The 23,403-nt window shown below is 61.4% G+C and carries 19 protein-coding genes; 11 read left to right on the top strand and 8 right to left on the bottom strand.

The features are described from left to right. Window positions 1–158: 158 nt before the first annotated feature. Entirely contained in the window at window positions 159–3,554 is a 3,396-nt protein-coding gene (locus BLV41_RS03845) for a pyruvate carboxylase (protein WP_074710616.1), read from the top strand. A 260-nt stretch (window positions 3,555–3,814) separates the two neighbouring features. Here BLV41_RS03845 and BLV41_RS03850 read toward each other — a convergent pair whose 3' ends face one another. Beyond that, on the bottom strand, window positions 3,815–5,629 hold the full coding sequence (locus BLV41_RS03850) for an AMP-dependent synthetase/ligase (protein ID WP_074710618.1): 1,815 nt from the start codon (window positions 5,627–5,629) through the stop codon (window positions 3,815–3,817). Between the two features lie 202 nt (window positions 5,630–5,831). On the opposite strand from BLV41_RS03850, the gene BLV41_RS03855 reads away from it, so the two are divergent. Beyond that, a complete protein-coding gene (locus tag BLV41_RS03855; protein WP_074710620.1) occupies window positions 5,832–6,857 on the top strand; it encodes an ROK family glucokinase in 1,026 nt (341 codons plus the stop codon). 23 nt (window positions 6,858–6,880) lie between these two features. Here BLV41_RS03855 and BLV41_RS03860 read toward each other — a convergent pair whose 3' ends face one another. Beyond that, complete coding sequence (locus BLV41_RS03860) at window positions 6,881–7,381, bottom strand: hypothetical protein (protein ID WP_074710622.1); 501 nt, start codon at window positions 7,379–7,381, stop codon at window positions 6,881–6,883. After that, a complete protein-coding gene (locus BLV41_RS03865; RefSeq protein ID WP_074710624.1) occupies window positions 7,371–8,114 on the bottom strand; it encodes an alpha/beta hydrolase in 744 nt (247 codons plus the stop codon). The genes BLV41_RS03860 and BLV41_RS03865 overlap by 11 nt, the downstream gene beginning before the upstream one ends. 178 nt (window positions 8,115–8,292) lie before the next feature. Between BLV41_RS03865 and BLV41_RS03870 the strand changes: the two genes are divergently transcribed. Continuing rightward, window positions 8,293–9,132 carry a lysophospholipid acyltransferase family protein gene (locus BLV41_RS03870; protein WP_074710626.1) on the top strand — a complete coding sequence of 280 codons (840 nt, stop codon included), beginning with the start codon at window positions 8,293–8,295 and terminating at the stop codon, window positions 9,130–9,132. An 84-nt stretch (window positions 9,133–9,216) separates the two neighbouring features. Further along, window positions 9,217–10,614 (top strand): class II 3-deoxy-7-phosphoheptulonate synthase, encoded by a 1,398-nt coding sequence (locus BLV41_RS03875; protein WP_074710628.1) that lies wholly within the window; start codon window positions 9,217–9,219, stop codon window positions 10,612–10,614. A 127-nt stretch (window positions 10,615–10,741) separates the two neighbouring features. Here BLV41_RS03875 and BLV41_RS22910 read toward each other — a convergent pair whose 3' ends face one another. The 3 genes from BLV41_RS22910 to BLV41_RS03885 all read right to left on the bottom strand — a co-directional run bounded on the left by BLV41_RS22910 (window position 10,742) and on the right by BLV41_RS03885 (window position 14,344). Next, on the bottom strand, window positions 10,742–12,043 hold the full coding sequence (locus BLV41_RS22910; RefSeq protein WP_342028169.1) for a Stk1 family PASTA domain-containing Ser/Thr kinase: 1,302 nt from the start codon (window positions 12,041–12,043) through the stop codon (window positions 10,742–10,744). Next, complete coding sequence (locus BLV41_RS22915) at window positions 12,040–12,798, bottom strand: protein kinase domain-containing protein (RefSeq protein ID WP_342028170.1); 759 nt, start codon at window positions 12,796–12,798, stop codon at window positions 12,040–12,042. Before BLV41_RS22915 ends, BLV41_RS22910 begins: the two co-directional genes overlap by 4 nt. A 106-nt stretch (window positions 12,799–12,904) precedes the next feature. Next, on the bottom strand, window positions 12,905–14,344 hold the full coding sequence (locus BLV41_RS03885) for a LysM peptidoglycan-binding domain-containing protein (protein ID WP_074710630.1): 1,440 nt from the start codon (window positions 14,342–14,344) through the stop codon (window positions 12,905–12,907). A 179-nt stretch (window positions 14,345–14,523) separates the two neighbouring features. Between BLV41_RS03885 and BLV41_RS03890 the strand changes: the two genes are divergently transcribed. Beyond that, complete coding sequence (locus BLV41_RS03890) at window positions 14,524–14,883, top strand: Rv2175c family DNA-binding protein (RefSeq protein ID WP_044575322.1); 360 nt, start codon at window positions 14,524–14,526, stop codon at window positions 14,881–14,883. Between the two features lie 129 nt (window positions 14,884–15,012). Here the strand turns inward: BLV41_RS03890 and BLV41_RS03895 are convergent, their stop codons facing one another. Further along, window positions 15,013–16,140, bottom strand: a complete 1,128-nt coding sequence (locus BLV41_RS03895) for a polyprenyl synthetase family protein (protein ID WP_074710632.1) — start codon at window positions 16,138–16,140, stop codon at window positions 15,013–15,015. A gap of 83 nt (window positions 16,141–16,223) precedes the next feature. Next, window positions 16,224–16,787, bottom strand: a complete 564-nt coding sequence (locus BLV41_RS03900) for a hypothetical protein (RefSeq protein WP_083360586.1) — start codon at window positions 16,785–16,787, stop codon at window positions 16,224–16,226. A 163-nt stretch (window positions 16,788–16,950) separates the two neighbouring features. Between BLV41_RS03900 and dinB the strand changes: the two genes are divergently transcribed. The 6 genes from dinB (at window position 16,951) to BLV41_RS03930 (ending at window position 23,383) form a co-directional block, all read left to right on the top strand. Then, window positions 16,951–18,105, top strand: a complete 1,155-nt coding sequence (gene dinB / locus BLV41_RS03905) for a DNA polymerase IV (RefSeq protein ID WP_074713091.1) — start codon at window positions 16,951–16,953, stop codon at window positions 18,103–18,105. Window positions 18,106–18,309: 204 nt separating this feature from the next. Further along, window positions 18,310–18,687: a DUF3040 domain-containing protein gene (locus tag BLV41_RS03910; protein ID WP_074710633.1), complete on the top strand. Its 378-nt coding sequence runs from the start codon at window positions 18,310–18,312 to the stop codon at window positions 18,685–18,687. A gap of 377 nt (window positions 18,688–19,064) precedes the next feature. Next, the gene (gene mraZ / locus BLV41_RS03915) at window positions 19,065–19,496 is read left to right on the top strand and encodes a division/cell wall cluster transcriptional repressor MraZ (RefSeq protein WP_044570911.1); all 432 of its coding nucleotides are present in this window, start codon (window positions 19,065–19,067) and stop codon (window positions 19,494–19,496) included. Window positions 19,497–19,780: 284 nt separating this feature from the next. After that, window positions 19,781–20,779 carry a 16S rRNA (cytosine(1402)-N(4))-methyltransferase RsmH gene (gene rsmH, locus BLV41_RS03920; protein WP_044570914.1) on the top strand — a complete coding sequence of 333 codons (999 nt, stop codon included), beginning with the start codon at window positions 19,781–19,783 and terminating at the stop codon, window positions 20,777–20,779. Next, window positions 20,776–21,489 carry a cell division protein FtsL gene (ftsL, locus tag BLV41_RS03925; RefSeq protein ID WP_074710635.1) on the top strand — a complete coding sequence of 238 codons (714 nt, stop codon included), beginning with the start codon at window positions 20,776–20,778 and terminating at the stop codon, window positions 21,487–21,489. Before rsmH ends, ftsL begins: the two co-directional genes overlap by 4 nt. Before the next feature lie 64 nt (window positions 21,490–21,553). Next, window positions 21,554–23,383 (top strand): peptidoglycan D,D-transpeptidase FtsI family protein, encoded by a 1,830-nt coding sequence (locus tag BLV41_RS03930; protein WP_083360587.1) that lies wholly within the window; start codon window positions 21,554–21,556, stop codon window positions 23,381–23,383. Window positions 23,384–23,403 lie beyond the last annotated feature (20 nt).

Consider the following 23,403-nt stretch of genomic DNA (forward strand, 5'->3'; position numbering starts at 1 on the left):
GGGGCCAAACTTGCACCACTTTGTGTCACGGAACTACACCAATATCTACAAGGCGGCACGACTCTGGCCCATAGGGTCAGCACCGCAGCCCTCACGGGCGGGTCACTGCTTCAGGTATGAGGCACGTGCTTCGCCACCATTGTTCACACAGGAGTGAGATGTTTTCGAAAATTCTGGTTGCCAACCGCGGCGAAATCGCGATCCGGGCATTCCGCGCCAGCTACGAGCTTGGCGCCAAGACAGTGGCCGTCTACCCTTACGAGGACCGCACCTCCATTCACCGCCAGAAGGCCGACGAGGCTTACCTGATCGGTGAAGAGGGCCACCCCGTACGGGCCTACCTGGACGTGGCGGAGGTCATCCGTGTCGCCAAGGAAGCCGGCGCAGATGCCATCTACCCCGGTTACGGTTTCCTCTCGGAGAATCCGGATTTGGCCGCTGCCGCCAGGGATGCCGGGATTACCTTTGTTGGCCCGCCCGCTGAAGTGCTGGAGCTGACAGGGAACAAGGTTCGCGCCCTGGATGCCGCCCGCAAGGCCGGCATCCCCGTCCTGCAGTCAAGCAAGCCAAGTGCAGACCTTGACTACCTGCTGGGTGCCGCCGCCGAGATTGGCTACCCCATCTTCGCCAAGGCCGTTGCCGGCGGTGGTGGGCGCGGTATGCGCCGTGTTGAAAAGGCCGAGGACCTGGAGGAAGCGCTCAAGGCCGCCATGCGCGAAGCGGATGCCGCCTTTGGTGACGCGACCATGTTCCTGGAACAGGCGGTGTTGCGTCCCCGTCACATCGAGGTCCAGATCCTCGCCGACAATGAGGGCAACGTCATCCACCTGTTCGAGCGTGATTGTTCGCTGCAGCGTCGCCACCAGAAGGTGGTTGAGATTGCCCCGGCGCCGAACCTGGATGAGAACATCCGCAAGGCCCTGCACGCCGATGCCGTCAAGTTCGCCAAGGCCATGGGTTACGTCAATGCCGGAACCGTGGAGTTCCTCGTTGACACCGTGGGGGAGCGGGCCGGTCAGCACGTGTTCATTGAAATGAACCCGCGCATCCAGGTCGAGCACACCGTCACGGAAGAAATCACCGACGTGGACCTGGTCCAGGCACAGCTGCGCATTGCAGCTGGCGAGACCCTTGCCGATCTTGGCCTGAGCCAAGAAACCGTCCAGGTCAAGGGTGCTGCGCTGCAGTGCCGCATAACCACGGAGGATCCCTCCAACGGCTTCCGCCCCGACGTTGACGAGATCACCACCTACCGTTCCGCTGGTGGCGCCGGTGTGAGGCTCGACGGCGGAACCATTTACGCAGGTGCCCAGATCAGCCCGCATTTCGATTCCATGCTGGTCAAGCTCACCTGCCGCGGCCGCGACTATCCGGCAGCGGTTTCCCGCGCCCGCCGGGCCTTGGCCGAGTTCCGTATTCGTGGCGTCTCCACCAATATTTCATTCCTGCAGGCGGTTCTGGCAGATCCGGCGTTCAACGCTGGGGATGTGGCCACGTCCTTCATTGACGAGCGCCCCGAACTGCTGAACTCGCACGTGTCCTCCGACCGTGGCACCAAGCTGCTGACGTGGCTGGCGGATGCAACCGTCAACAAGCCCCATGGCGAATTGACGGTCTTGGAAGACCCCGCCCGCAAGCTGCCCGACGTCGATCTGGCAACGGCTCCGGCCGGATCCCGCCAGCTGCTGGCTGAGCTTGGGCCGGAAGGCTTTGCAGCAGCCCTGCGGGCACAGACTCCCGTGGCTGTCACCGACACCACGTTCCGCGATGCACACCAGTCGCTGCTGGCCACCCGTGTGCGCACCAGGGACCTGTTGGCTGCCGGTCCCGCCGTTTCGGTGCTGACGCCGCAGCTGCTCTCCGTTGAAGCCTGGGGTGGCGCCACCTATGACGTCTCGCTGCGCTTCCTTGGCGAAGATCCCTGGCAGCGTCTGAGCAAGCTGCGCGAAGCCCTCCCCAACGTCTGCCTGCAGATGCTGCTGCGCGGGCGCAACACGGTTGGCTACACGCCGTACCCGGCCGAGGTCACCGATGCCTTTGTGCTGGAGGCCGCCGCGAGTGGCATCGACATCTTCCGCATCTTTGACGCGCTCAACGATGTGGACCAGATGGAACCCGCCATCAAGGCCGTCCGCGCTACCGGCACTGCCGTGGCCGAGGTGGCCCTGTGCTACACGGGTGATCTGCTGGATCCTGCCGAGACCATTTACACGCTTGACTACTACCTCGAGCTGGCGCAGCGCATTGTTGACGCCGGGGCACACATTCTGGCCATCAAGGACATGGCCGGCGTACTTCGCCCGGCCGCTGCCGCCAAGCTCGTCACCGCCCTGCGCGAACGCTTCGAGCTGCCCGTCCACCTGCACACCCACGACACGGCTGGTGGCCAGCTGGCCACCCTGATGGCGGCCATCAATGCAGGGGTCGACGCCGTTGACGTCGCCTCGGCTGCCTTGGCCGGCACCACGAGCCAGCCCTCGGCCTCCGCCTTGGTTGCCGCCTTGGCACACACCGAGCGGGACACCGGGATTGATTTGGCTGCCATCAGCTCCCTGGAGCCGTACTGGGAAGCCGTACGGCGCCTGTACTCACCCTTCGAGTCAGGTCTTGCCGCACCCACGGGCCGGGTTTACCTCCACGAGATCCCGGGCGGGCAGCTCTCCAACCTGCGCCAGCAGGCCATTGCGTTGGGTCTCGGGGAGCGCTTCGAGGAAATCGAAGACATGTACACGGCCGCGGATCGGATCCTGGGACACCTTGTCAAGGTCACGCCGTCATCGAAGGTGGTGGGCGATCTGGCCCTGCACCTGGTGGGCATCAAGGCCGACCCGGCCGATTTTGAGGCAAACCCGCAAAACTATGACATCCCGGATTCCGTCATTGGCTTCCTCGGTGGCGAGCTGGGCACCCCTCCGGGTGGCTGGCCCGAGCCGTTCCGCACCAAGGCACTGCAGGGCCGCACCGTAACCGAACGCATGGGCACCCTCAGCGCACAGGACAGTGCGGAACTTGCCGGGGACAGCGAAACTCGACGCGCTACCCTGAATCGCTTGCTCTTCGCCGGACCCACGAAGGACTTTGAGGCAGTCCGCAAGACGTACGGAGATGTCTCCGTGCTGGACACTCGCGACTACCTCTACGGCCTTCGCCGGGGCGTTGAGCACGCCGTGGATCTGGGCAAGGGTGTACGCCTGATCGCCGTTCTTGAGACCATCTCCGAGGCCGATGAAAAGGGTATGCGCACCGTGATGTGCAAGCTCAACGGGCAGAGCCGCCCCATCTCGGTGCGCGACCGCAGCATCGAGAGCACCGTCAAGGCCGCCGAGAAGGCCGACGCGACAGTGCCGGGCCAGGTAGCTGCACCCTTCGCCGGCGCCGTCAGCGTCAAGGTCGCCGTGGGCGACGTGGTTGAGGCCGGTGCCACGATCGCCACGATCGAAGCCATGAAGATGGAGGCGTCAATTACGACGCCGGTGGGCGGCACCGTGGGCCGTCTCGCCGTCGCCGGGGTTGCCCAGGTCCAGGGTGGAGACCTGCTGGTAGTTATCGCGTAGTCCCCACGCCCGCCCCGATCGCAGACGCTGGCGCGTCTGCGATCGGGGCCCCTCGGGCGCGTGGGCCCAACCGGCGGCGCCGGCTCCCTCGCGGGCAGTAAGATTTGCTCGGTCGCTGGGCGACCTTGAAAATCCATCCCCGCTCCGGGAGCCGGCGCCGCCGGTTCTGCTTGTTCCAGACTTAAAACGAAAACGCAGATGGTGCGATAAATCTTCACGATTTTATCGCACCATCTGCGTTTTCAAATCTGACTGGAGCCTTAGGCTGGCTTCTTGCTCAGGTAGATGTCCTCCACGACGGAGTTGAAATCCTTCAGGACTTGGCCGCGCTTGACCTTCATGGACGGGGTGAGGTGGCCGGATGTCTCGGTGAAGTCGGTGTCGACAATCCGGAACTGCTTGATGGCCTCGGCCGATGACACTGAGCTGTTGGCCCGGTTGACGGCTTTCTGCACGGCGGCGATGACGATCGGATCATTGGCGGCCATTTCAACAGTGATGCCGGCGTTGAGGCCGTGGGCCTTGCCCCATTGCGGCAGGGCTTCCTCATCCAGTGTCACAATCGCGGCGATAAACGGGCGCTGCTCGCCAATGACAACGCACTGGGAAACTATGGCGTCGGCACGGATCTGATCTTCCAGCAGGGCGGGAACAACGTTCTTGCCTCCCGAGGTGACGATGATTTCCTTCTTGCGTCCCGTGATCTTCAGGAAGCCCTGGTCATCAAGTTCGCCGATGTCGCCCGTACGGAACCAGCCGTCAATGAACGTCTCGGCCGTCAGGTCATCGCGACCGTAGTAGCCCTTCATGACGCACACACCCTTGGTGAGGATCTCGCCGTCGTCGGCAATCTTCACGGCATTCCCTGGCAGGGGCGCGCCCACGGTGCCGATCTTGATCCGCTCGGGGCGGTTGACGGTGATGGGGGCCGTTGTCTCGGTGAGGCCGTAGCCTTCAAGGATTTGCAGGCCAATCCCCTGGAAGAAGTAACCCAGGCGTTCGCCCAAGGGCCCGCCGCCGGAGACGGCGTGACGAACATTGCCTCCCATGGCGGCGCGGAGCTTGGAGTAAACCAGCTTGTCGAACAAGGCATGCTTGGCTTTCAAGACGATGCCCACCTTGCCGGTCTGGGCGGCGCGGGCGTAATCAACGGCGGTGTGAGCGGCGATGGCAAAGATCTTGCCCTTGCCTTCACTTTCTGCCTTAAGGGAGGCTGAGTTGTAGACCTTTTCAAACACGCGCGGCACAGCCAAAATAAACGTGGGCTTGAAGCTTTGCAAGTCAGCCAGCAGGTGCTTAATATCTGGGGTGTGACCCACCTTGGCGCCGCCTGCCACGGCCAACACGGAGATGTACCGAGCAAAAACGTGCGCCAGCGGCAGGAACATAATGGTTTGTGAGCCCGGCGTCACCACGGTTTGGGCCAGGACAGCGAGTGCGTTCTCGCTTAGCTCCACAAAGTTGCTGTGTGTGAGCATGCATCCCTTGGGGCGGCCCGTGGTGCCGGAGGTGTAAATAATGGTGGCTATGTCATCGAGGCCGTTGGCCGTGCGAGCGGTCTCCAAGGTCTCATCGCTGACGTCCTTGCCGGCCTCGCGCAGGGGATCCAGGCCGTCACCTTCGAGCTGCCACACGTGGGCCAAGGTGGTGAGGCCTTCGTTGTGTGCAGCCTGCCGGATGATGTTCTCGTGAGCGCCGGTTTCGGCGAAAACTGCGACCGCAGCCGAATCGCCCAGGTTCCAGGCCACCTGTGACGGTGAAGATGTTTCGTAGATCGGAACGGAAACGGCACCGGCAAACCAGATGGCAAAGTCAACGAGTGACCATTCATAGCGGGTGCGGGCCATGATGCCCACGCGATCGCCCGCGTTGATACCAGAGGCAATAAGTCCCTTGGCGATGGCGCTGACATCGGCCAAAAATTCCTTGGCGGATACGTCAACCCAGACATTGTCTTCATTGCGTTTGGAGAAAAGTGCGGGATTGGAGGCCAGCTTGGCCTGACGCAGAACAAAATCGGTGGTGTTCATGGTCCGGGGACTGACAACCTGGGCCGGAACGGAAATCTCTTGCACAATAGCTCCTTTGATATGTGGCGCGGCGATCGTGTTGCTTCACTCTATCGGCCCAGTGGACGTTTCGTTCGGTAGCCGATGTTACTCATGAGTAACTTTATGTTGCGCAGCTCACACTTTCCAAGTCGGCGCCCGCGGCCGCCCAGGCCAAGCTGACGGCCGGAGGTGCAAGATTGTGGGTTTGGCTGGCTAGAATCGGTAGATGGTTTCGCCACATACTCAAACTCGCTCCGTCGCGACGCGCACACCCGAAGACACCCACGTGCCGGCGGCACCCGGCAGGCCTTTGGCGCTGGGGATCGACATCGGCGGCACCAAAGTCGCTGCCGGAGTTGTTGATGGGGCCGGAGTCATCATCGAAGAACTCCGGCGAGTCACTCCGGGCCGGGATGCTCGCGCCGTCGAGTCGGTGATCGTGGAACTTGTCACCGAGCTCGGTACCCGGCACAAGATTGAATCTGTGGGAATCGGCGCCGCCGGATGGATGGACCTGGAGGGGGCCCGTGTGGTGTTTAGCCCACATCTGGCGTGGCGCGATGAACCCTTGCGAGACACCCTTGAAAGTATGCTGGGGCGCCCTGTCTTGGTGACCAACGACGCCGATGCGGCGGCCTGGGCGGAATCCCACTTCGGGGCCGGCCGTGGCCACTCAAGGATGATCATGTTGACCTTGGGGACCGGTATTGGTGGCGCACTGGTGTTGGACGGCAAAGTTGAGCGCGGAGCCTTTGGCATGGCTGGCGAATTTGGTCACCAGATCATCATGCCCGGAGGTCACCGTTGCGAATGCGGAAACCGGGGTTGCTGGGAGCAGTACGCATCCGGAAACGCCCTGGGCAGGGAAGGGCGCGAGCTGGCCCGGAAACAATCTCCCATGGCCGCCGGGCTTCTGGAGGCTACCCACGGAAAAGCCAAGGACATCACCGGAACAGTTGTTACGGAGCTGGCCTTGCAGGGGGAAGCCACCGCGCAGGAACTCGTCGCCGAAGTGGGGGACTGGCTGGGTCTGGGCATGGCCAACCTTGCCGCCGCCCTTGACCCGGCAATCTTTGTCATCGGCGGCGGGCTCAGCGCCGCAGGTGACCTGCTCTTGGAGCCGGCCCGGCGCGCCTATGCGCGGAACCTGACCGGCCGCGGATACCGCAAGGAGGCTGCCATCACCGTGGCAGAGCTGGGAGCCGCGGCGGGACTCATCGGCGCCGCCGATCTGTCCCGCACCCGCTCCTGAGGCCAGCCGCTCCCGATGGAAGGTCAGACGACGGCGCCGTCGCCACCGTCATCATCGCGATGGCTGGGCAGGCGGAACAGCAGGTAACCGGCGCCGGCGAGGAATGCAGCAATCACGCCCACGATCAACAGCATCGGCGCCTGGCGCCAAAAGATGGCCGAGAACAGCAGGAAAAGTGGGCCGCCCGCGGCCGCAATCCACGACAGCATGATCGCCGGCTCCGTGTTGCTCAGGCTGGGAGGTTCCTCCGGCACAAATTCGTCATCGAAGTCCTCCGGGTCATGGTCCCGCGGCCCGCCCTCGGCAGCATCGGCGTCGTTCGCGTCGGGATGGGGCAGGGATTCGCTGCGCCAAACGCCCAGGGGGTCAAAGTCGCTGACACTCTTGGGGTCAGCAGGCTGATTTGCGTCGGGGCCGTCCATGAAAGCGTCTTCACGCTCCTCGAGCCGGGCCACCAAGTCACGCCACACCTCGTCGTCGTTGCCGCCCGTGTGAGGTGCACCCGCACCGGGATCAGATTGCATGGTGGTTCCTTCGGAAGAAATCAACAGACTGGGAAAAAATCAACGGCGCGTCATGGTCCATTGTGGCTACATGGTAGCTGTTTTCCAGGGGAATGATTTGCAACTCGGCGGCACCCAACTTTTCCTTGATGACCTCAACGCTGGAATCGGGAACCACGTGATCCACCGTGGATCGAAACACCAGTGTCGGGGCGGTGACGCGGGGGAGCAGTTCAATGGTGTTTTCGAAAAGTTGCGCCAATTGGTGAACAGCAGCAATGGGTGTGCGAGGATAGGCGCCTTCGCTGATTCCCTGCACCTTCATGTCATTGCCAATGGCTGGAACGCTCTTAAGAACGAACTTGAGCATGCCAGCATATTTCGCTTTGGGATCAGAGAATGTCAACCCAGGGTTCACCACGGCCACACCCGCCACGGGGTGCAAGGCGGCCACGCGCAAAGCCAGCGCACCGCCCATGGACATGCCGGCAACGAACACGGTGTCGCAGCGAGCGGCCAATTCCAGGTATGCCGCCTCGAAGTCCCGGTACCAGTCCTCCCAAGGGGTCTTGCTGAGCTCCTGCCACGTGGTCCCGTGACCGGCAAGCAAGGGCATGTTTACGGCAAAACCCGCTTCGGCCAGGTAATCGCTCCAGCCCTGCATGCTCACCGGGGATCCGGTGAATCCGTGACACACGGCTACGCCAATGCGGGCCAGTTCCCCGTGCCCCTGGGAACGGAACGATTGCACCATCGAGATGGCCCCTTTCCTGCCCGGAGTTCATGTCCGGGGAAGTACCTATCGTGGCTGCGGCCATGCTGCCGCGATTGTGTGCTGCTTTCACTAGACTACTGTTGATACGTTCACAGCGGGGGAACCGCCATGAACCCGGTTCACGCGCAACCGGCAGCGCCAGAGGAGGAACACCACCGTGATCTATTGGGTACTAAAGAAGATTTTTCTAGGCCCTGTTTTGAAGGTGCTGTTCCGGCCCTGGACCAAGGGCCTGGACAACTTGCCAGTTGACGGCCCCGCCGTGCTTGCCAGCAACCACCTGTCTTTCTCGGACTCCATCTTCATGCCGCTGATGGTTCCGCGTCCAGTGGTTTTCCTGGCCAAGAGTGACTACTTCACGGGAAAAGGCATCAAGGGGCGCCTGACGGCTGCATTCTTCAAGCTGACCAACCAGCTGCCCATGGACCGGTCCGGTGGGGCTGCCTCCGCGAATTCACTCCAGACCGGCATTGACGTCCTGAACGAGGGTGGACTGTTGGGAATCTATCCCGAAGGTACGCGCAGCCCGGATGGGCGCTTGTATCGCGGCAAGGTAGGTGTTGCCAAGCTGGTGCTTACCGCCAACGTTCCCGTGATTCCGGTGGCCATGATTGGCACCGACAAGGTCCAGCCGATCGGCCGACGCATACCGACGATCCGCCGACTCGGCGTCATTTTTGGTGAGCCCATGGACTTTAGCCGCTATCAAGGCATGGCCGATGACCGCTTTGTGCAGCGCTCCGTCACGGACGAGATCATGTATGAACTCATGCGCCTGTCAGGCCAGGAGTACGTTGACTCGTACGCCAGCACCATCAAGGACAAGATCGCTGCCGAGAAATCAGCCAAGCCGGCTGTGGCTAGCGAGGCGGTTCGGATTGATCCGAATACAACCTTGGCCCCGGGTGCTGTAACCGTGATTGGTGCCAAGAAAGACGGCGCCAAGGATGAAGCCATGCAAGACGCGCCGCAAGGCGATGAGACTGCGCCCAACTGAACTCGCCAAGATGCAAATGGTGAAAAGTCATCTCAGGTGGCGGACTAGTTAGTGGGCTGCGGCTTTGGGGGATACCCTTAAGGCGTGACTGATCTAACCACTAATGACTCTCTTGCACCCGCCGCCGGAATTTCCGTACCCGGTGCCGCCGTTTACCCTGGTCTGGATGACTGGCGCAGCCTTCCGATCGCCCAGCAGCCCACCTGGTCCCAGTCCCCGGCGTTTGAGCCCACGGTCAAGGAGCTTTCCGTCCTGCCTCCGCTGGTGTTTGCAGGCGAGGTGGACGTTTTGCGTTCACGGCTGGCCCAGGCCGCCCAGGGCAAGGCTTTCCTGTTGCAGGGCGGCGACTGCGCCGAAACCTTCGAGGCGGCTACCGCGGACAAGATCAGCGCCCGCGTCAAGACCATCCTGCAGATGGCCGTTGTCCTGACCTACGGTGCGCAGCTGCCCGTCATCAAGATGGGGCGCATGGCCGGCCAGTTCGCCAAGCCGCGCTCCTCCAATGATGAAACGCGCGACGGCGTGACCCTCCCGGCCTACCGCGGAGACATCGTCAATGGCTACGAGTTCACCCCGGAGTCCCGCCAGCACGATCCGGCCCGCATGCTCAAGGCCTACCACACCTCGGCATCCACCCTGAATTTGATCCGTGCCTTCACGCAGGGCGGCTTCGCCGACCTGCGCAGCGTGCACGAGTGGAACCGCGGCTTCACCTCCAACCCCGCGCACAGCCGTTACGAGCAGTTGGCCAAGGAGATCGACAGCGCCATCAAGTTCATGGCCTCCTGCGGCGCCGACTTTGAGGCGCTCAAGACCGTTGAGTTCTTCGCCAGCCACGAGGCCCTGCTGCTGGATTACGAGCGTGCACTGACACGCATCGATTCACGCACCGGTTTGCCGTACGACACCTCGGCCCACTTCCTGTGGATCGGGGAGCGCACCCGCGATCTGGACCAGGCACACGTTGACTTCCTCTCACGCGTCCGCAACCCGATCGGCGTCAAGCTGGGCCCCACCACGGCACCGGATGACGCCTTGCGTCTCATCGACAAGCTGGACCCGAACCGCGAGCCCGGGCGCCTGACGTTCATCACCCGCATGGGTGCGAACAACATCCGCGAGAAGTTCCCGAATCTGCTCGAGAAGGTCACGGCCTCCGGCGCCCAGGTCTTGTGGGTCACCGACCCCATGCACGGCAACACTGTCACCTCACCCAACGGATACAAGACCCGCAACTTCGACGATGTCATCGACGAAGTTCGCGGATTCTTCGAGGTCCATGAGGCCCAGGGAACTGTTCCCGGTGGCCTGCACGTGGAAATGACCGGCGACGACGTCGCCGAGTGCCTCGGTGGTGCCGACCCGATCGACCAGGAAGCATTCCTGACCGGTTACGAGTCTGTCTGCGATCCCCGCCTGAACCACAAGCAGTCCCTGGAAATGGCATTCCTCGTGGCTGAAGGCTTGCGCAAGTCCCAGTAGGAGACCCACAACGAACGGGAGCCGAGATCCTCCCGCGGGCAGCAAGATTTCCTCGGTCGCCAGGCGACCTCCGAAGTCCATCCCCGCTCCGAGGATCCCGGCTCCCGTTCCGTTTAACCTCAGCGGTTTAGACCACCCGCAGAATGATGGTGGAGCCTTCGGCGGCCTCTCCACCCTCGGGTGATTGGAAGCGCACCGTGCCAAAGAATCCGCCGAGGAGGTTCTCAACCTTGACCTCAAAGCCAAGGGCCTTGAGTTCAGCCGTGGCCGCACCGACCTGTTTGCCCACCATGCTCGGCACGGCAATCATCTTTGGCCCCTTGGAAAGGGTCAGCGTGACGTTGCCACCGGCGGTGAGATTACCGCTGTCGGGCGCCTGGGACACCACGGAACCGGCGGGAACCGTGCGGCTATTGACCTGCTCCGGCGCCACTGCACCCACCAGGCCCACGGCCTTCAGGGCTGCCAGGGCGTCGGCCTCGGTCTTTCCGGCCACGGACGGGACAGGAATGGGCTTGGGCCCCTTGGACACTGAGAAGTTGACCTTGGTGCCGGCGCGGAATTCCTTCCCCGCCGCGGGATCCTGGCCAAGCACGACCCCGGCCGGAACCTTCTCATCAAAGGCTTCACTGACATTTCCCTCGGTCAGGTGCGCGTCAACGAGTGCCTTCCTGGCAGCCTCGAGTTGCTGCCCTGTCAGGGTGGGGACCGCGTAGAGAACGGGTCCACGGGAAACCTGCAAGGTGATGGCGTTGAATTTGCGGACGGATGAACCTGCCTCGGGATTCGTGGACACGATGAAGCCGGCCGCCACCTTCTCATCGAAGATATCGGCGGTGGGGACCTGCTCGAAGCCCGCTGCCAGCAGCATCTCCTGGGCCTGGGGCACGGTCTTGTTGTGCACATCAGGGACCGTGGCAAGTGCGCCTGGACCAAAGCCAACGAACCAACCGGCAGTCGCCGCCAGCACCGCCAAGATACCCACCAGGAGAATCCACAGCAGCGCCCTGCGCTTGGGCTTCTTGGTGCCCAGGGTCTTGGTGGGCGTCGCCGCGGCCTTGGCTCGTACTTTGGCTGCGGCGGACGCCTGCCGCTTCGTCAGTGGCCCCACGGCGTCCTCAGAGGCATCCGCGGCGGCTGTGTCGACGTCGTCCGTATATAGCCGTGGAGACGCTGGCAGGACGGATGTGGGGAAGTGGGGTGCGGCGATAACGCTGGTGGCGTCGGGGGAAAAGCTTGGCCCGCCGATGACCTCGGTGTTGGCTTGTGCAGTTGGGGCAGCCAGCGCCCGGCCTGCCGGTACCTTCAGGCCGCCCGGGGCCGCACCAACGTCCAACTCGGCCGCGGAAAGGGTCTGCCGGATGTGGCGCAGGTCTTCCAGCAACGCGGCGCCGTTGGCGGGTCTGTGATCAGGGTCCTTCTCTGTCATGTATCGGACGAGTTCGTCCATGACCGGGGGAGGCCCGGAACTGCAAGGGATGGTGCGGGGACCTCGTCTTGAATGTGCGACATGACCACTGCCACAGGCATCTCACCGCGGAAAGGTTGCATGCCTGTCAGGAGCTCGTAAAGCATGATGCCGGCGGAGTAAATGTCACTACGCGCGTCACCGCCCTGGCCGCGGGCCAATTCCGGGGCGATGTAACCTACAGTACCCAGCAGAGTGCCGGTATTGGTTGAGGTGGTGACGGCACGGGACAAGCCAAAGTCACCGATCTTAACCCAACCGGTCCGGGAAATCAGGACGTTCTCGGGTTTGACGTCCCGGTGCACCAGGCCGGCGTTATGCGCGGCCGCAAGTCCTTCAACCACGGGGTCCAGCAGTTCCAAGGCCTGCCGGGGGCTCAGCGCCCCATTCTCATGAATGATGTCCCTGAGGGTGTAGCCGTCAATGAATTCAAAGACCAGGTAAGCGTGTTGTGGCCCAACGCCGTGATCATGTATCTGGACCACGTGCGGGTGCGACAGGCTCGCGGCGCTCTGAGCCTCGCGGCGCAGACGAGCAATGAAGGCCGTGTCCGTCGCCAGATGTGGGTGCAGGATCTTGAGGGCAATGTTTCGGCCCAACCGCAGGTCCTTGGCCAGGTACACAGTGGACATGCCACCGTGCGCCACCTTGGAGAGAACCAGATAGCGTTCATCGATGGTTGACCCGTTCAACGGATCATCAGAGAGATCATGCACTCTTCCACCTTAGAAGCAGTATGCAAAAGGGACCGCCAGCAACACTGCGCTGGCGGTCCCTTTTCGTCTAAAGCGTACTTTATGCCCTTGACCGGGCACTTTTTGGTTACCGGAAAAGCTCACGGTTGGCGTTGATGCCTGCGACGTAGACCTCAGAGTCGGGGAACAACCCGTTGACACTCACGGAGTATTGGCCCTGGTAGTAACCGGCAATAGCCTCGGTCTCGCTAGGTGCGCCCTTGAGGAGAGCGCGGATAATGGCCACGCCGGCGGTGACATTGTCCTGGGGATCGAGCAGGTTCAGCTCGCGGCCAACGAGACCGGAGGCCCACTCGCCGGCGTCCGGGATGACCTGCATGGTGCCGATGGCGTTGGCCGGTGAAACCGACTGATGGTTGAATCCGGACTCCTGCTGGGCAAACGCCATTGCCAGTGCCGGATCCACGCCCATGCGGGCCGCGGTGCTGGCTACCAGCTCCTTCATCTGCTCCTGTGACGGTGACGGGGCGGCCAACAGCATTGCCTTGTTCTTGTTGGCGTCACTCACCACGGCGGCCGGGTAGGTGTAGTGCAGGAAGGTGCTGGGCACTTGATCCTCAGGGGCCAAGGCGGCGGGAGTGTCCGTTGGTTTGGGCGTGATGGGGGTAATCTCGCTCGAGGCAGCGTTCAGGCCCGGGATGGTGAGTGTTTTGCCGGGGAAGATCGGAGCCTTGGCGTCTACACCGTTGGCCGAGAGCAAAGCGGACAGGCTGACGTCATTCTTTGTTGCAATGGCCGAAAGCGTGTCGCCGGCCTTGATGACGTACTCGCTGCCACTGGCGGGCTTGGCGGGCGCTGCGGTGGTGTTCGACGCCGGGGCCGGCGAACTCTGCCCGCCCACCTTGACCTTTTGACCGGGGTGGATGATGGAGCCGTCGTTGAGATCGTTCAGGGAAAAGATGCTGGACAGACTGATCTTGTGGTCGGCAGCAATGCCGCTGAGCGTGTCACCGGCGCGAACCGTATAACTCGCCGAGGCCGTGGCGGTGCTGGTGCTCGGAGCGGCCGCCGTGGCACCGGAAATGCTCAGGACCTTGCCCGGGTGAATGACGGAGTCAGCGGAAAGTTTGTTGCGTTCCAGCACGGATGCCACGGACACCCCGTACTCGGCGGCAATGCCGGAAACCGTGTCACCGGCAACCACTGTATGGGAAACCTTGCCAGACTGTGCCTTTAGGGTGCTCGCCACCTGCGTGGTGAGGGAAGACTGGGCAGAGCTGAGTGCGGTGACGGCACGCGGCACGGAGCTGGCTACGAGGCTTGATGGGATGCGGCTGGTGGCAGCGGCTGTGCGCGCCTGGACTGCGGCCACAACTTTTTGGGAGTCAACGGCGCCGTGCACGCCCTGCGGGGCAACGCCCGTCTGGGCTGGGGCCGCTGTGGCCGGAGCTGCGAGGCCCAAGGATGAGAGCATAACAACCGGAATTGCCGCGGTGGCGACTGCAACCAGCTGCTTGCCACCCGTGGCCGGCTTTGTGGCGGCGGGAGAAGGGCGTGTGGGAGTCATGGGTGCGTACCTCAAGTTTCCGTTACGGATGAGACCAATGGGAATGTTGTTACTAATGTGACTACCAGAAAATTTACACTAAAGCACGGTTAAGTGGGACCCCGCTGTGGATTGCCGCACAAATTTCTTCGAATGAGCTCCACGCCTACACGGTTGGCGGCAATCTGTGGGAACCTTTGATGGTGAGTAATAATGTTGAAACAGTAGTCAGCGAATGGTTGCCCCTGCCCGATGTCGCCGAGATGCTTGATGTCTCGGTCACCAGGGTTCACGCTCTCGTCAAGGATGGTTCCTTGCTTGCAGCCCGCGTGGGGGAGCGCCGGATCCGTGCCGTGCCGGCCGAGTTCATTGCCGGAGATCATATTCTCGAAAGCCTCCGTGGAACCATCACGGTGCTCCAGGATGCCGGTTTCGAGGACGAAGCGGCTATTTTGTGGCTGTACACTCCTGATGAATCCCTGCCTGGCCGTCCCATTGATGCCCTGATCAGTGGTCGCAAGACCGAGATCCGTCGCCGCGCGTCGGCCCTGGGCTGGTAACACAGCCGGACTGGCTTGTTGAGGGAAAGCCCGAAAATAACAAGATAAAGAGGAGGGGTTGGGCATGGTGCCCAACCCCTCCTCTTTTCTCTTATTCTCACCAGCCCGCCACTTTCGTGACGCCCGGTGCTACGACGTGCGGGAAACGGCCGCGTGGCCCAATGTCGAAAGCGCCGCTGCAACTGAGTCCGCCAAGTTCAATCGCGCGAGTCCAGAGAAGGCACGTTCGCCAAGCTCGGAAATCATGGCCTCGGTGCGGGCCAGGGCACCGGAGTCGACCATGATGGCGCACAGTCGCGCAATCTCTTCGTCACTAAGATCCTGGCGGCCCAGATTTGCATCAACAAACGTAGCATCGGCCTCATTGGCGGCATCGATGGTCAGCCCCACCAGGACTGTGCGCTTTCCCTCACGCAGGTCATCGCCGGCAGGCTTGCCGGTTGTGGCGGGATCGCCGAAGACGCCCAACACGTCGTCGCGCAATTGAAAAGCCTCACCCAGCGGGAGAGCGAATGCGCTGTAGCCGGCCAAAAGGTTCTCATCGGCTCCGGCCAACGCCCCACCCAAGACCAGGGGATGCTCGGAGGAATATTTGGCGCTCTTGTAACGAATAATGGCCGAAGCCCGAGCCACCGCGGTGCCATGGGGTTTGGAAGGTCCGGAAACTTCCTCCAGAATATCTAGATATTGTCCAGCCATGACCTCGGTGCGCATCACGTTGAAGACCGCGCGAGCTCGAGCGGCGGCAGCGGGGGAGAGCGAACCGGCCGATCCGGAGCCAACGCGGGAGAACATCTCTTCGCTCAAGGAGAGGCAGAGATCTCCGGTCAAGATGGCCGCGGCATGGCCAAACCGTTCGTCGTCCAGCGCCCAGCTGCTCTGAGAATGCAAGGTGCTGAACTGTCGGTGCACGCTGGGTCCGCCGCGGCGCGTGTCCGAACGGTCAATGATGTCGTCGTGAATCAGTGCTGCGGCCTGGAAGAGTTCCAAGGCAGCGCCAGCCTGAACAACTGCCTCGGCATCGGCGGCCCCACCTGCTCCGCGCCACCCCCAGTAGCACAACAGCGCCCGCATGCGTTTTCCGCCTGTGACAAGGGTCTTGATGGATTCAATCAACGTCAGGGTGTCAGGGGAAATCTGCGCCAAGAGCTCATGCTTTTCGGCGAGAAAGCTCGTGAGCTGCTGCGCAACCGCTGCAATGAAGGCATCGTGTTCGGCCGTTGGTGTGGCGCCGGACGGGACAGGCGTTGCATTCATGCGTTCAAGATTCCTTGCTGTTGGATCAGTTGTCGTGGAACAGGTGTTGAGAAGTTAAAGCCGGGTGCTACTTAAAACGGGTGCTACTTAAAAGAAGCCGGGAGCAAGGTGGCGCCGAGCGTGAAGGTTGCGGTTGAGGCCGTCTGGATGACTGAGACAGTGAGAATTTCCGCACCATCTGCGCGCACGAACGTCTTCAACGGCACGCCATCGACAGCATCCCCTGGCTGGGCCTTGAAGCCCTGATCGGTGAACGCCTTGGTGTAATAGCTCAACACATCGGCCGAGGGCGCCGTAACGGTGGCCGTCAGGGCTGCCGTGGACACAGGCTCGGCGTGCTGGATGCTTGAGGTTTGGATCTGGGCGCCCTTCATGAGCGGCAATACAGTCGCCGGGAAACCTGCCACGAGCTCCTTGACCGCAGTCTCGGCGGACGGCGCAGCAGTAGCCGTCGGAACCGCGCTCGAGGATGCCGTCGCCGCTGTGCTTTGCGATGCTGTGCCCTGTGGGGCTGCGGAGGAAGATTCGCTGGGGGCGGGACTTGAGCAGGCCGTTAAGAGGACCACGGCGGCAGTCGCGGCAGCAGCGGCCAGTCGGGTGCGAGTGGCAGTCAGTGTGCGCCCCGTGCGCAGTGTTTGTTCAGTCATGAGCGTTTCCTTAGCTTCCGGAGCCTGTGGGATGGCATCCCGTCCAGTTTACCCATGATGGACGGCGGTGCCTTGGTCTCTGGCAAATCACTAGACTTGAAGGGTGAATGCGGATCAACTAACAGGGCAGGCGCACGCCCCCGAGCAGGCCGGGTGCACCGTCATGCACGTTGACATGGACATGTTCTTTGTCGCTGTTGAGCTGCGGGACCGGCCGGAGCTCGTGGGCAAGAAAGTGATTGTTGGCTTCCCTGGAGGGCGCTCGGTTGTCCTTTCAGCCTCCTATGAGGCTCGCGCCCTCGGCGTCCGCTCGGCCATGCCCATGTCCACCGCCATGCGGATGTGTCCGGCGGCCGTGGTAATTGAGCCGCGCCATCAGCTCTACTACCAAGTTTCCGCCGATGTCATGACGGTGTTCGGCTCCATTACCGACACCGTTGAACAGCTCAGCGTTGACGAGGCATTCCTGGACATCAGTGGTTCGCTGCGCCGATTGGGGACACCCTTGGAGATTGGGGCCCTGATTCGCCGACGCATTGCAGCCGAGATCGGAATCACAGCATCGGTTGGAATTGCGGCCAGCAAGTTCGTGGCTAAAGTTGCCTCCACCCGCTGCAAACCCGATGGCATGCTGCTCATCGAAAAGGCACGCACCGTGGAGTACCTGCACACCCTCCCCGTGGAAGCGTTGTGGGGAGTTGGGGCGAAGACACGCGAGGTGCTGGCGCGGCTGGGCATCTTTACCGTGGCCGATGTTGCCGCAACACCTCTGCCGTCCCTGCAGAAGGCGCTGGGAAGTACCGGCGCTTCCTTACATGCCCTGTCCTGGGGGATCGATCCGCGGCCGGTGACCCCTGAGCATCAAGAGAAGAGCGTTGGTGCCGAGGAAACTTTCGCCCAGGACACCTTTGACAATGAGGTTTTGACGCGAGAGCTGTTGCGGCTGTCGCATCGAGTTGCAGCTCGCCTCCGCGAGGCCGGGCTAAGTGGCCGCACGCTTGCCCTCAAGATCAAGTATTCCGATTTCTCCACCATCACCCGATCCAAGGCGCTCAGTGCCAGCACCGACAGTGCCACGCAAATCTATGCTGGCACGGTAGCACTGCTGCGTGCCCTGGGGGACCGGCCACAGAGCGTGCGCCTGATCGGCGTACGGGTGGAAAAGCTGGAAACCTTGGACAGTGCGCCACTGCAGTTCACATTGGATCCCCGCGATGACAATTCGCGCAATGCCGAGGTGGTGGGGGATGCCATCGCGGCACGGTTTGGGAACGCGAAAATAGGTCCAGCTCGGCTGCTTAAGCCGCGCGAACAGTAGCAATGCTTGAGTGGGTTTCAGTTCGGCAAAATGAAGCCTATTGTTAGGTGTAGGAGTTAATTTGTTGATGACGAAACGACGAAATTGACAACCGCGGACACAGTATTGAAAGTTCCATGAAAACTGGTTTGTGGGGAATCATTTCGGCGGTAGGGTCGTTAACAAGGAAAGACCCCAGCGGCCCTTGACCTGAAGGAGGTCGTCATGCCCCTCTCTGAACATGAGCAGAGACTGTTGGACCAGTTGGAGCAGCAGCTGCATGCTGAAGATCCCAAGTTTGCCAACGCCCTGTCATCTGAATCATCGCGCTCAATGTCGATGCGCAACGTGGTCATGGGTGTTCTCGTCGTGATCGTCGGATTGCTGACGGTCCTTGGCGGCGTGGCGTCGCAATTGATCGTGGTGGGAATTCTGGGATTCCTCATCATGGGCGGCGGCGTCTACTTGGCACTTTCCAAACCAAAGTTTGCCGCCGATCAGCAGGGCCCCAACGCAACGGGCGGAAAAAGCCGGGCCAAGCAAAAGAGTGGCTTCATGAATGGACTCGAAGAAAAGTGGGAAGAGCGTCGCCGCGAACAGTAGGCGCCGACGTCCACCAGCCTAGTATTTGAACAACCAAGGCCCCTCCGGGGGCCTTTTTTGTTTTAACCCCCATCTCCTCCACTTTCCACCACCGGATGCCCTGGAGCGGCCAAGGGGGCATGATCTGGGTGAACCATGGGTCATTTGCGGGGCGAATACGGCTAAATGACCCCGTCGGGTGGAGTCACTGTGGCGGACACCCCAATATTCCCTCCACCACGCGCCCCGTGTGGGAATCCTTGAAAAGACGCGGAATATTAATCCCATTCACAGCTCAACACGCCCTAAAGTGGAGTTGACGGTGGAGGATTGTGGAGTAATGTGGAGCACGTAAGAGGGGATCGGGGTTAGGCTCTCAACAATGAAGGCGGTGAACGTTGTTTCTCGGAACACATTCACCACGCCTTGATGAGAAGGGCCGCATCATCCTTCCCGCAAAGTTCCGGGAGGAACTTTCCAGCGGACTTGTCCTTACCAAGGGGCAGGAAAACTGTATTTATGTCTTCAGTGCAAGGGAATTCGAAAAGGTCTTAGCCCAAATGCAGGACGCTCCACTGTCCAACATGGCGGCACGGGACTACATTCGAATCTTTCTTTCGGGAGCTTCTGACGAGGTTCCCGACAAGCAAGGAAGGGTGACCATTCCGGCCACCCTTCGTTCCTACGCAGGTCTCGAGAAGGAGCTGGTTGTCATTGGCGCCGGCAGCCGGGCAGAGATCTGGGATTCCGCTGCTTGGCACGAATACCTGACAGCTAAGGAGAGCGCATTCGCCGCAACTGACGAACTCGCCATCCCCGGAATTAGCTAGTCGCATTCGTCAACGAGTAGTTGCACTACAGCGTTCATCGGTGGTCTTGAATGAGATCTCCAGCCGCCCAGCATGGCCTCTTCCTGACTCACCTTCCCCGGAGCCAGGCGTGGCACAGCTTGGCGCGGAGGGGGATCTGGTTCAAGAACACAATCCGCAAAGGTGCGGACGGGCCAGCGCAGCATTAACACAGCAGTACAAGCACCATATTTATTAGCCAGTTTGCATTGCCACTGGGAGTGAAGTCCCCTGACCGGTTTTGACCGAAGAGAAACGGAGTCGTGATGACGTCGGATACCCCCACGCCACCTACGTCCGAACGCCACACTCCCGTTCTAAAAGACCGCTGCATCAATCTTTTGGCGCCTGCCTTCGAGGTTGCCCGCGCAGCGTCTCGCACCCCCATAGTTATTGATGCAACGCTGGGCATGGGCGGTCATAGCGAAGCCATGTTGCAGCGTTACCCTGATCTGCACTTGATCGGAATTGACCGTGACACCGAGGCCCTTGGCCTCGCCGGAGAGCGCCTGGCACCTTTTGCAGACCGCACGGACCTGGTGCATGCCGTCTACGACGAAATCGCCGACGTCCTCGAGGATCTGGGCATTGGTGCCATCGACGGAATCTTGATGGATCTAGGCGTTTCCTCACTCCAGCTCGACGAGCGTGATCGCGGCTTTGCCTATTCCTTTGACGCACCTTTGGACATGCGAATGGACACGAGCCGGGGCCAGACAGCCGCCGATGTCCTCAATACTTACTCCGAAGAAGATCTTGTCCGGATCATCCGCAAGTGGGGCGAGGAAAAGTTCGCCGGACGCATCGCAAACCACATCGTCGCGGCACGTGACAAGGCGCCCCTGACGCGTACGGGTGAACTCGTTGACATTATCCGCAACGTTGTACCTTCCGGAGCGGCTCGTACGGGTGGACACCCCGCCAAGCGAACCTTTCAGGCCCTGCGCATCGAGGTCAACGAGGAATTGAGCGTGCTGGAAACAGCGATTCCGGCCGCCGTTGATGCCCTCGCTCTGCACGGCCGTGCTGTTGTCATGTCCTATCACTCGCTCGAAGACAAGATCGTGAAAGCCGTCTTTGCCGCTGGTTCTCAATCTTCGGCGCCCGCTGGCTTCCCGGTGGAGTTGGAAGAGCACAAGGCAACTCTTAAACGCCTTACCAAGGGCACAGAGATACCCACAGACGAAGAAATTGCGGAAAATCCACGAGCGGCCTCGGCGCGTTTGCGGGCCGTGGAAAAGATCAGGATCAGGAGCGAGGCATGAGTCAGCAAGCAGCACGCAGTTTTCCGATGACCACGGGCAGCAACGCCCGTGTCCTGCGTACGCCGTTGGCTGATCCCCGTCCGGGCAGTCCCGCCATTGCCCCGGAGAAGTCCAAGAAGGCTCGGACCCCGCTGTCGTTGGTGGTCTCCTCCCCGAAGCGAAGCTCCCGATCCTTGATGGTCATCTTGTTCGCGGTGGTAGTGACAGCCATGGCTGTGGTGCTGGTCATGAGCATCTCGGTATCCAAGGGCCAGTATGAACTGGTGGGACTGAAGAACCAGCAATCAGACCTGTACAAGGTCAATCAGTCACTCGAGCAGGACATTGCCGCCAAACAAGCGCCGCAGCAGCTGGTTTCCCAGGCGGCTGCCTTGGGCATGGTCCCGGCCGCCACAACGGGTCAGATCGATGTGCGCACCAAGAAGGTCAGTGGATCTCCCCAGCCCGCCACCGCCGATGCCAAAGGCTTAGTGGTCATTCCGCCGGCTCGGATCGACGCACCCGTCGTCCCCGTTCCCGTGGCGGCACCTGAGCCACTGAGTCCTGCCGCCAAGGATTCCGGGCAATCCAAGCAAACCAAGGAAGCAACGGCAAACGAGAGTTCAACCGCCCCGAAGAAGGAAGCAGAGGCGCCGGCAGCCCCTGCGGCCGCTGTATCACCGGAACTCAACGGCGGCACCATCCCGGCTCCGCTCGAGAAGGACGACTAGGGTTTAACCAAAGTCATCATCACAGCAGGCGGCATCGCCTGACTCAAAGCAATCAGCGCAAGGAATGGCAGCAGTGGCACAGAAACCCACCCAGTCAGCACGTGGTGCAACTGCACAGCAACTGAACAAGGTTGGCCGCACGCGCATGCGCGGTGGCTTCATCCTGATGATGGCCTTCTTGTTGCTCATTGCCGGCCGGCTTGTCATGGTGCAGGGACTAGACGTGGGCAATATGGCCCAGGCTGCAGAGAATCAGCGCACCGTTGAACAGACGCTGCCGGCCGTTCGCGGCAAAATCATCGATGCAAAAGGAAACGTTCTCGCCGAGAGCATCATTCGCTTTGACATCACCGTGGCCCAAAACAATCTGGCCGAGGTGGAAGACTTTGAACACCGCGAGGTAAACCCGGACACGGGTGAGGTTACGAAGACCGTCTATACAAAGGATCAGGGCTTGGCCCAGTTGGCCGGTGTTCTGGGGCTGACATTCGAAGACGTCAAGAAGAAAGCAACCGGAACAGCAAACTTCAACTACATTGCCAGGGATGTCAGTCCCTTGGTGGAGAAGAAGGTAGCCGAGCTCGGTATTCCGGGCATCTACCCGCAAACCATCACCAAACGCGTTTATCCCATGGGCGCCGTGGGAGGCCCGATTGTGGGTTTCCTCGACTCGGACGGAACACCACTGGCCGGCATTGAGCAGACCATGGACAAGCAGCTCACCGGAACCGACGGAAAACGCACCTTCCAGGCCGGCAAGAACGGCATCATTATTCCCACGGCACCGGTGCGCACCGAACCGGCCATTGACGGCCAAACGGTCAAGCTCACCATTGACCAAGACATCCAGTACTACGCGCAGCAAGCCGCCCAGCAACAAAAAGAACAGTACAGCGCAGACTGGGCCAGCATCAGCGTCATCGAGGCCAAGACAGGCAAGGTCATTGCCCTCGCCGACAGCGATTCCTACGATCCAAATGACGTGGGTGCCTCGCAGGAAGCCAATATTGGATCACGAACCGTCAGCTCCGTTGTGGAACCGGGCTCGACCAGCAAGATCATGACGGCAGCGGCCCTGGTTCAGGAAGGGCTTGCCACGCCGCAGAGCCAGTTCCTTGTGCCTCCAACCCTGACCGTTGACGGGCAGACGTTCTCCGACTCCTTTGTTCATGGAACAGAAAAGCGAACCTTGTCCGGCATCATCGCCGATTCCATGAACACCGGCACCGTCATGGCCGGTTCAAAGCTCAGCCTGCAACAACGCTATGACTACATGCGCAAGTTTGGCGTTGGCGAAAAGACCGGCATCCCGCTCCCTGGTGAGAGTCCCGGTATTTTGGCCGATTGGCGGAATTGGGATGGCCGCCAACAGTACACGGTGCTGTTCGGCCAGGGTGTGGCGCAAACGCCGTTGCAGACAACCATGGTCTTCCAGACCATCGCCAACAACGGCGTTCGGCTCAAGCCGGCCTTGATCGATTCATTCACCCACGCAGACGGCACCGTGGACACGGTGCCGCAAGCCCCCGGGGTGGAAGTTGTCAGCCCGGCAACCGCGCAAGACGCCAGGGACATGCTGGAGGGCGTGGTGACCATGACCGATTACAAGGTTGTCAACATTCCCGGCTACCGCACCGGTGGCAAGACAGGGACCTCGGAGGCGCCCGCCGACAATGGCGTGGGCTTTGACGGCTACACCTCATCCTTCATTGGCATGGCCCCCATGGATGATCCCAAGTATGTGGTGGGTATTACGGTCCAACGCCCCAAGGGAAGCATCTATGGCGTCACGCAGGGGTATACGTTTAATCAGGTGATGGGACAGGTCCTGCGCAGCTACGATGTGCCGCCGTCCACCACCCCTCCGGTCAAGTTGCCGAAGTTCTACGAGTAGCCGAAGAGTTCGGAGGCGAT

It is taken from the genome of Arthrobacter alpinus (genome assembly GCF_900105965.1).
Lineage (GTDB): Bacteria > Actinomycetota > Actinomycetes > Actinomycetales > Micrococcaceae > Specibacter > Specibacter alpinus.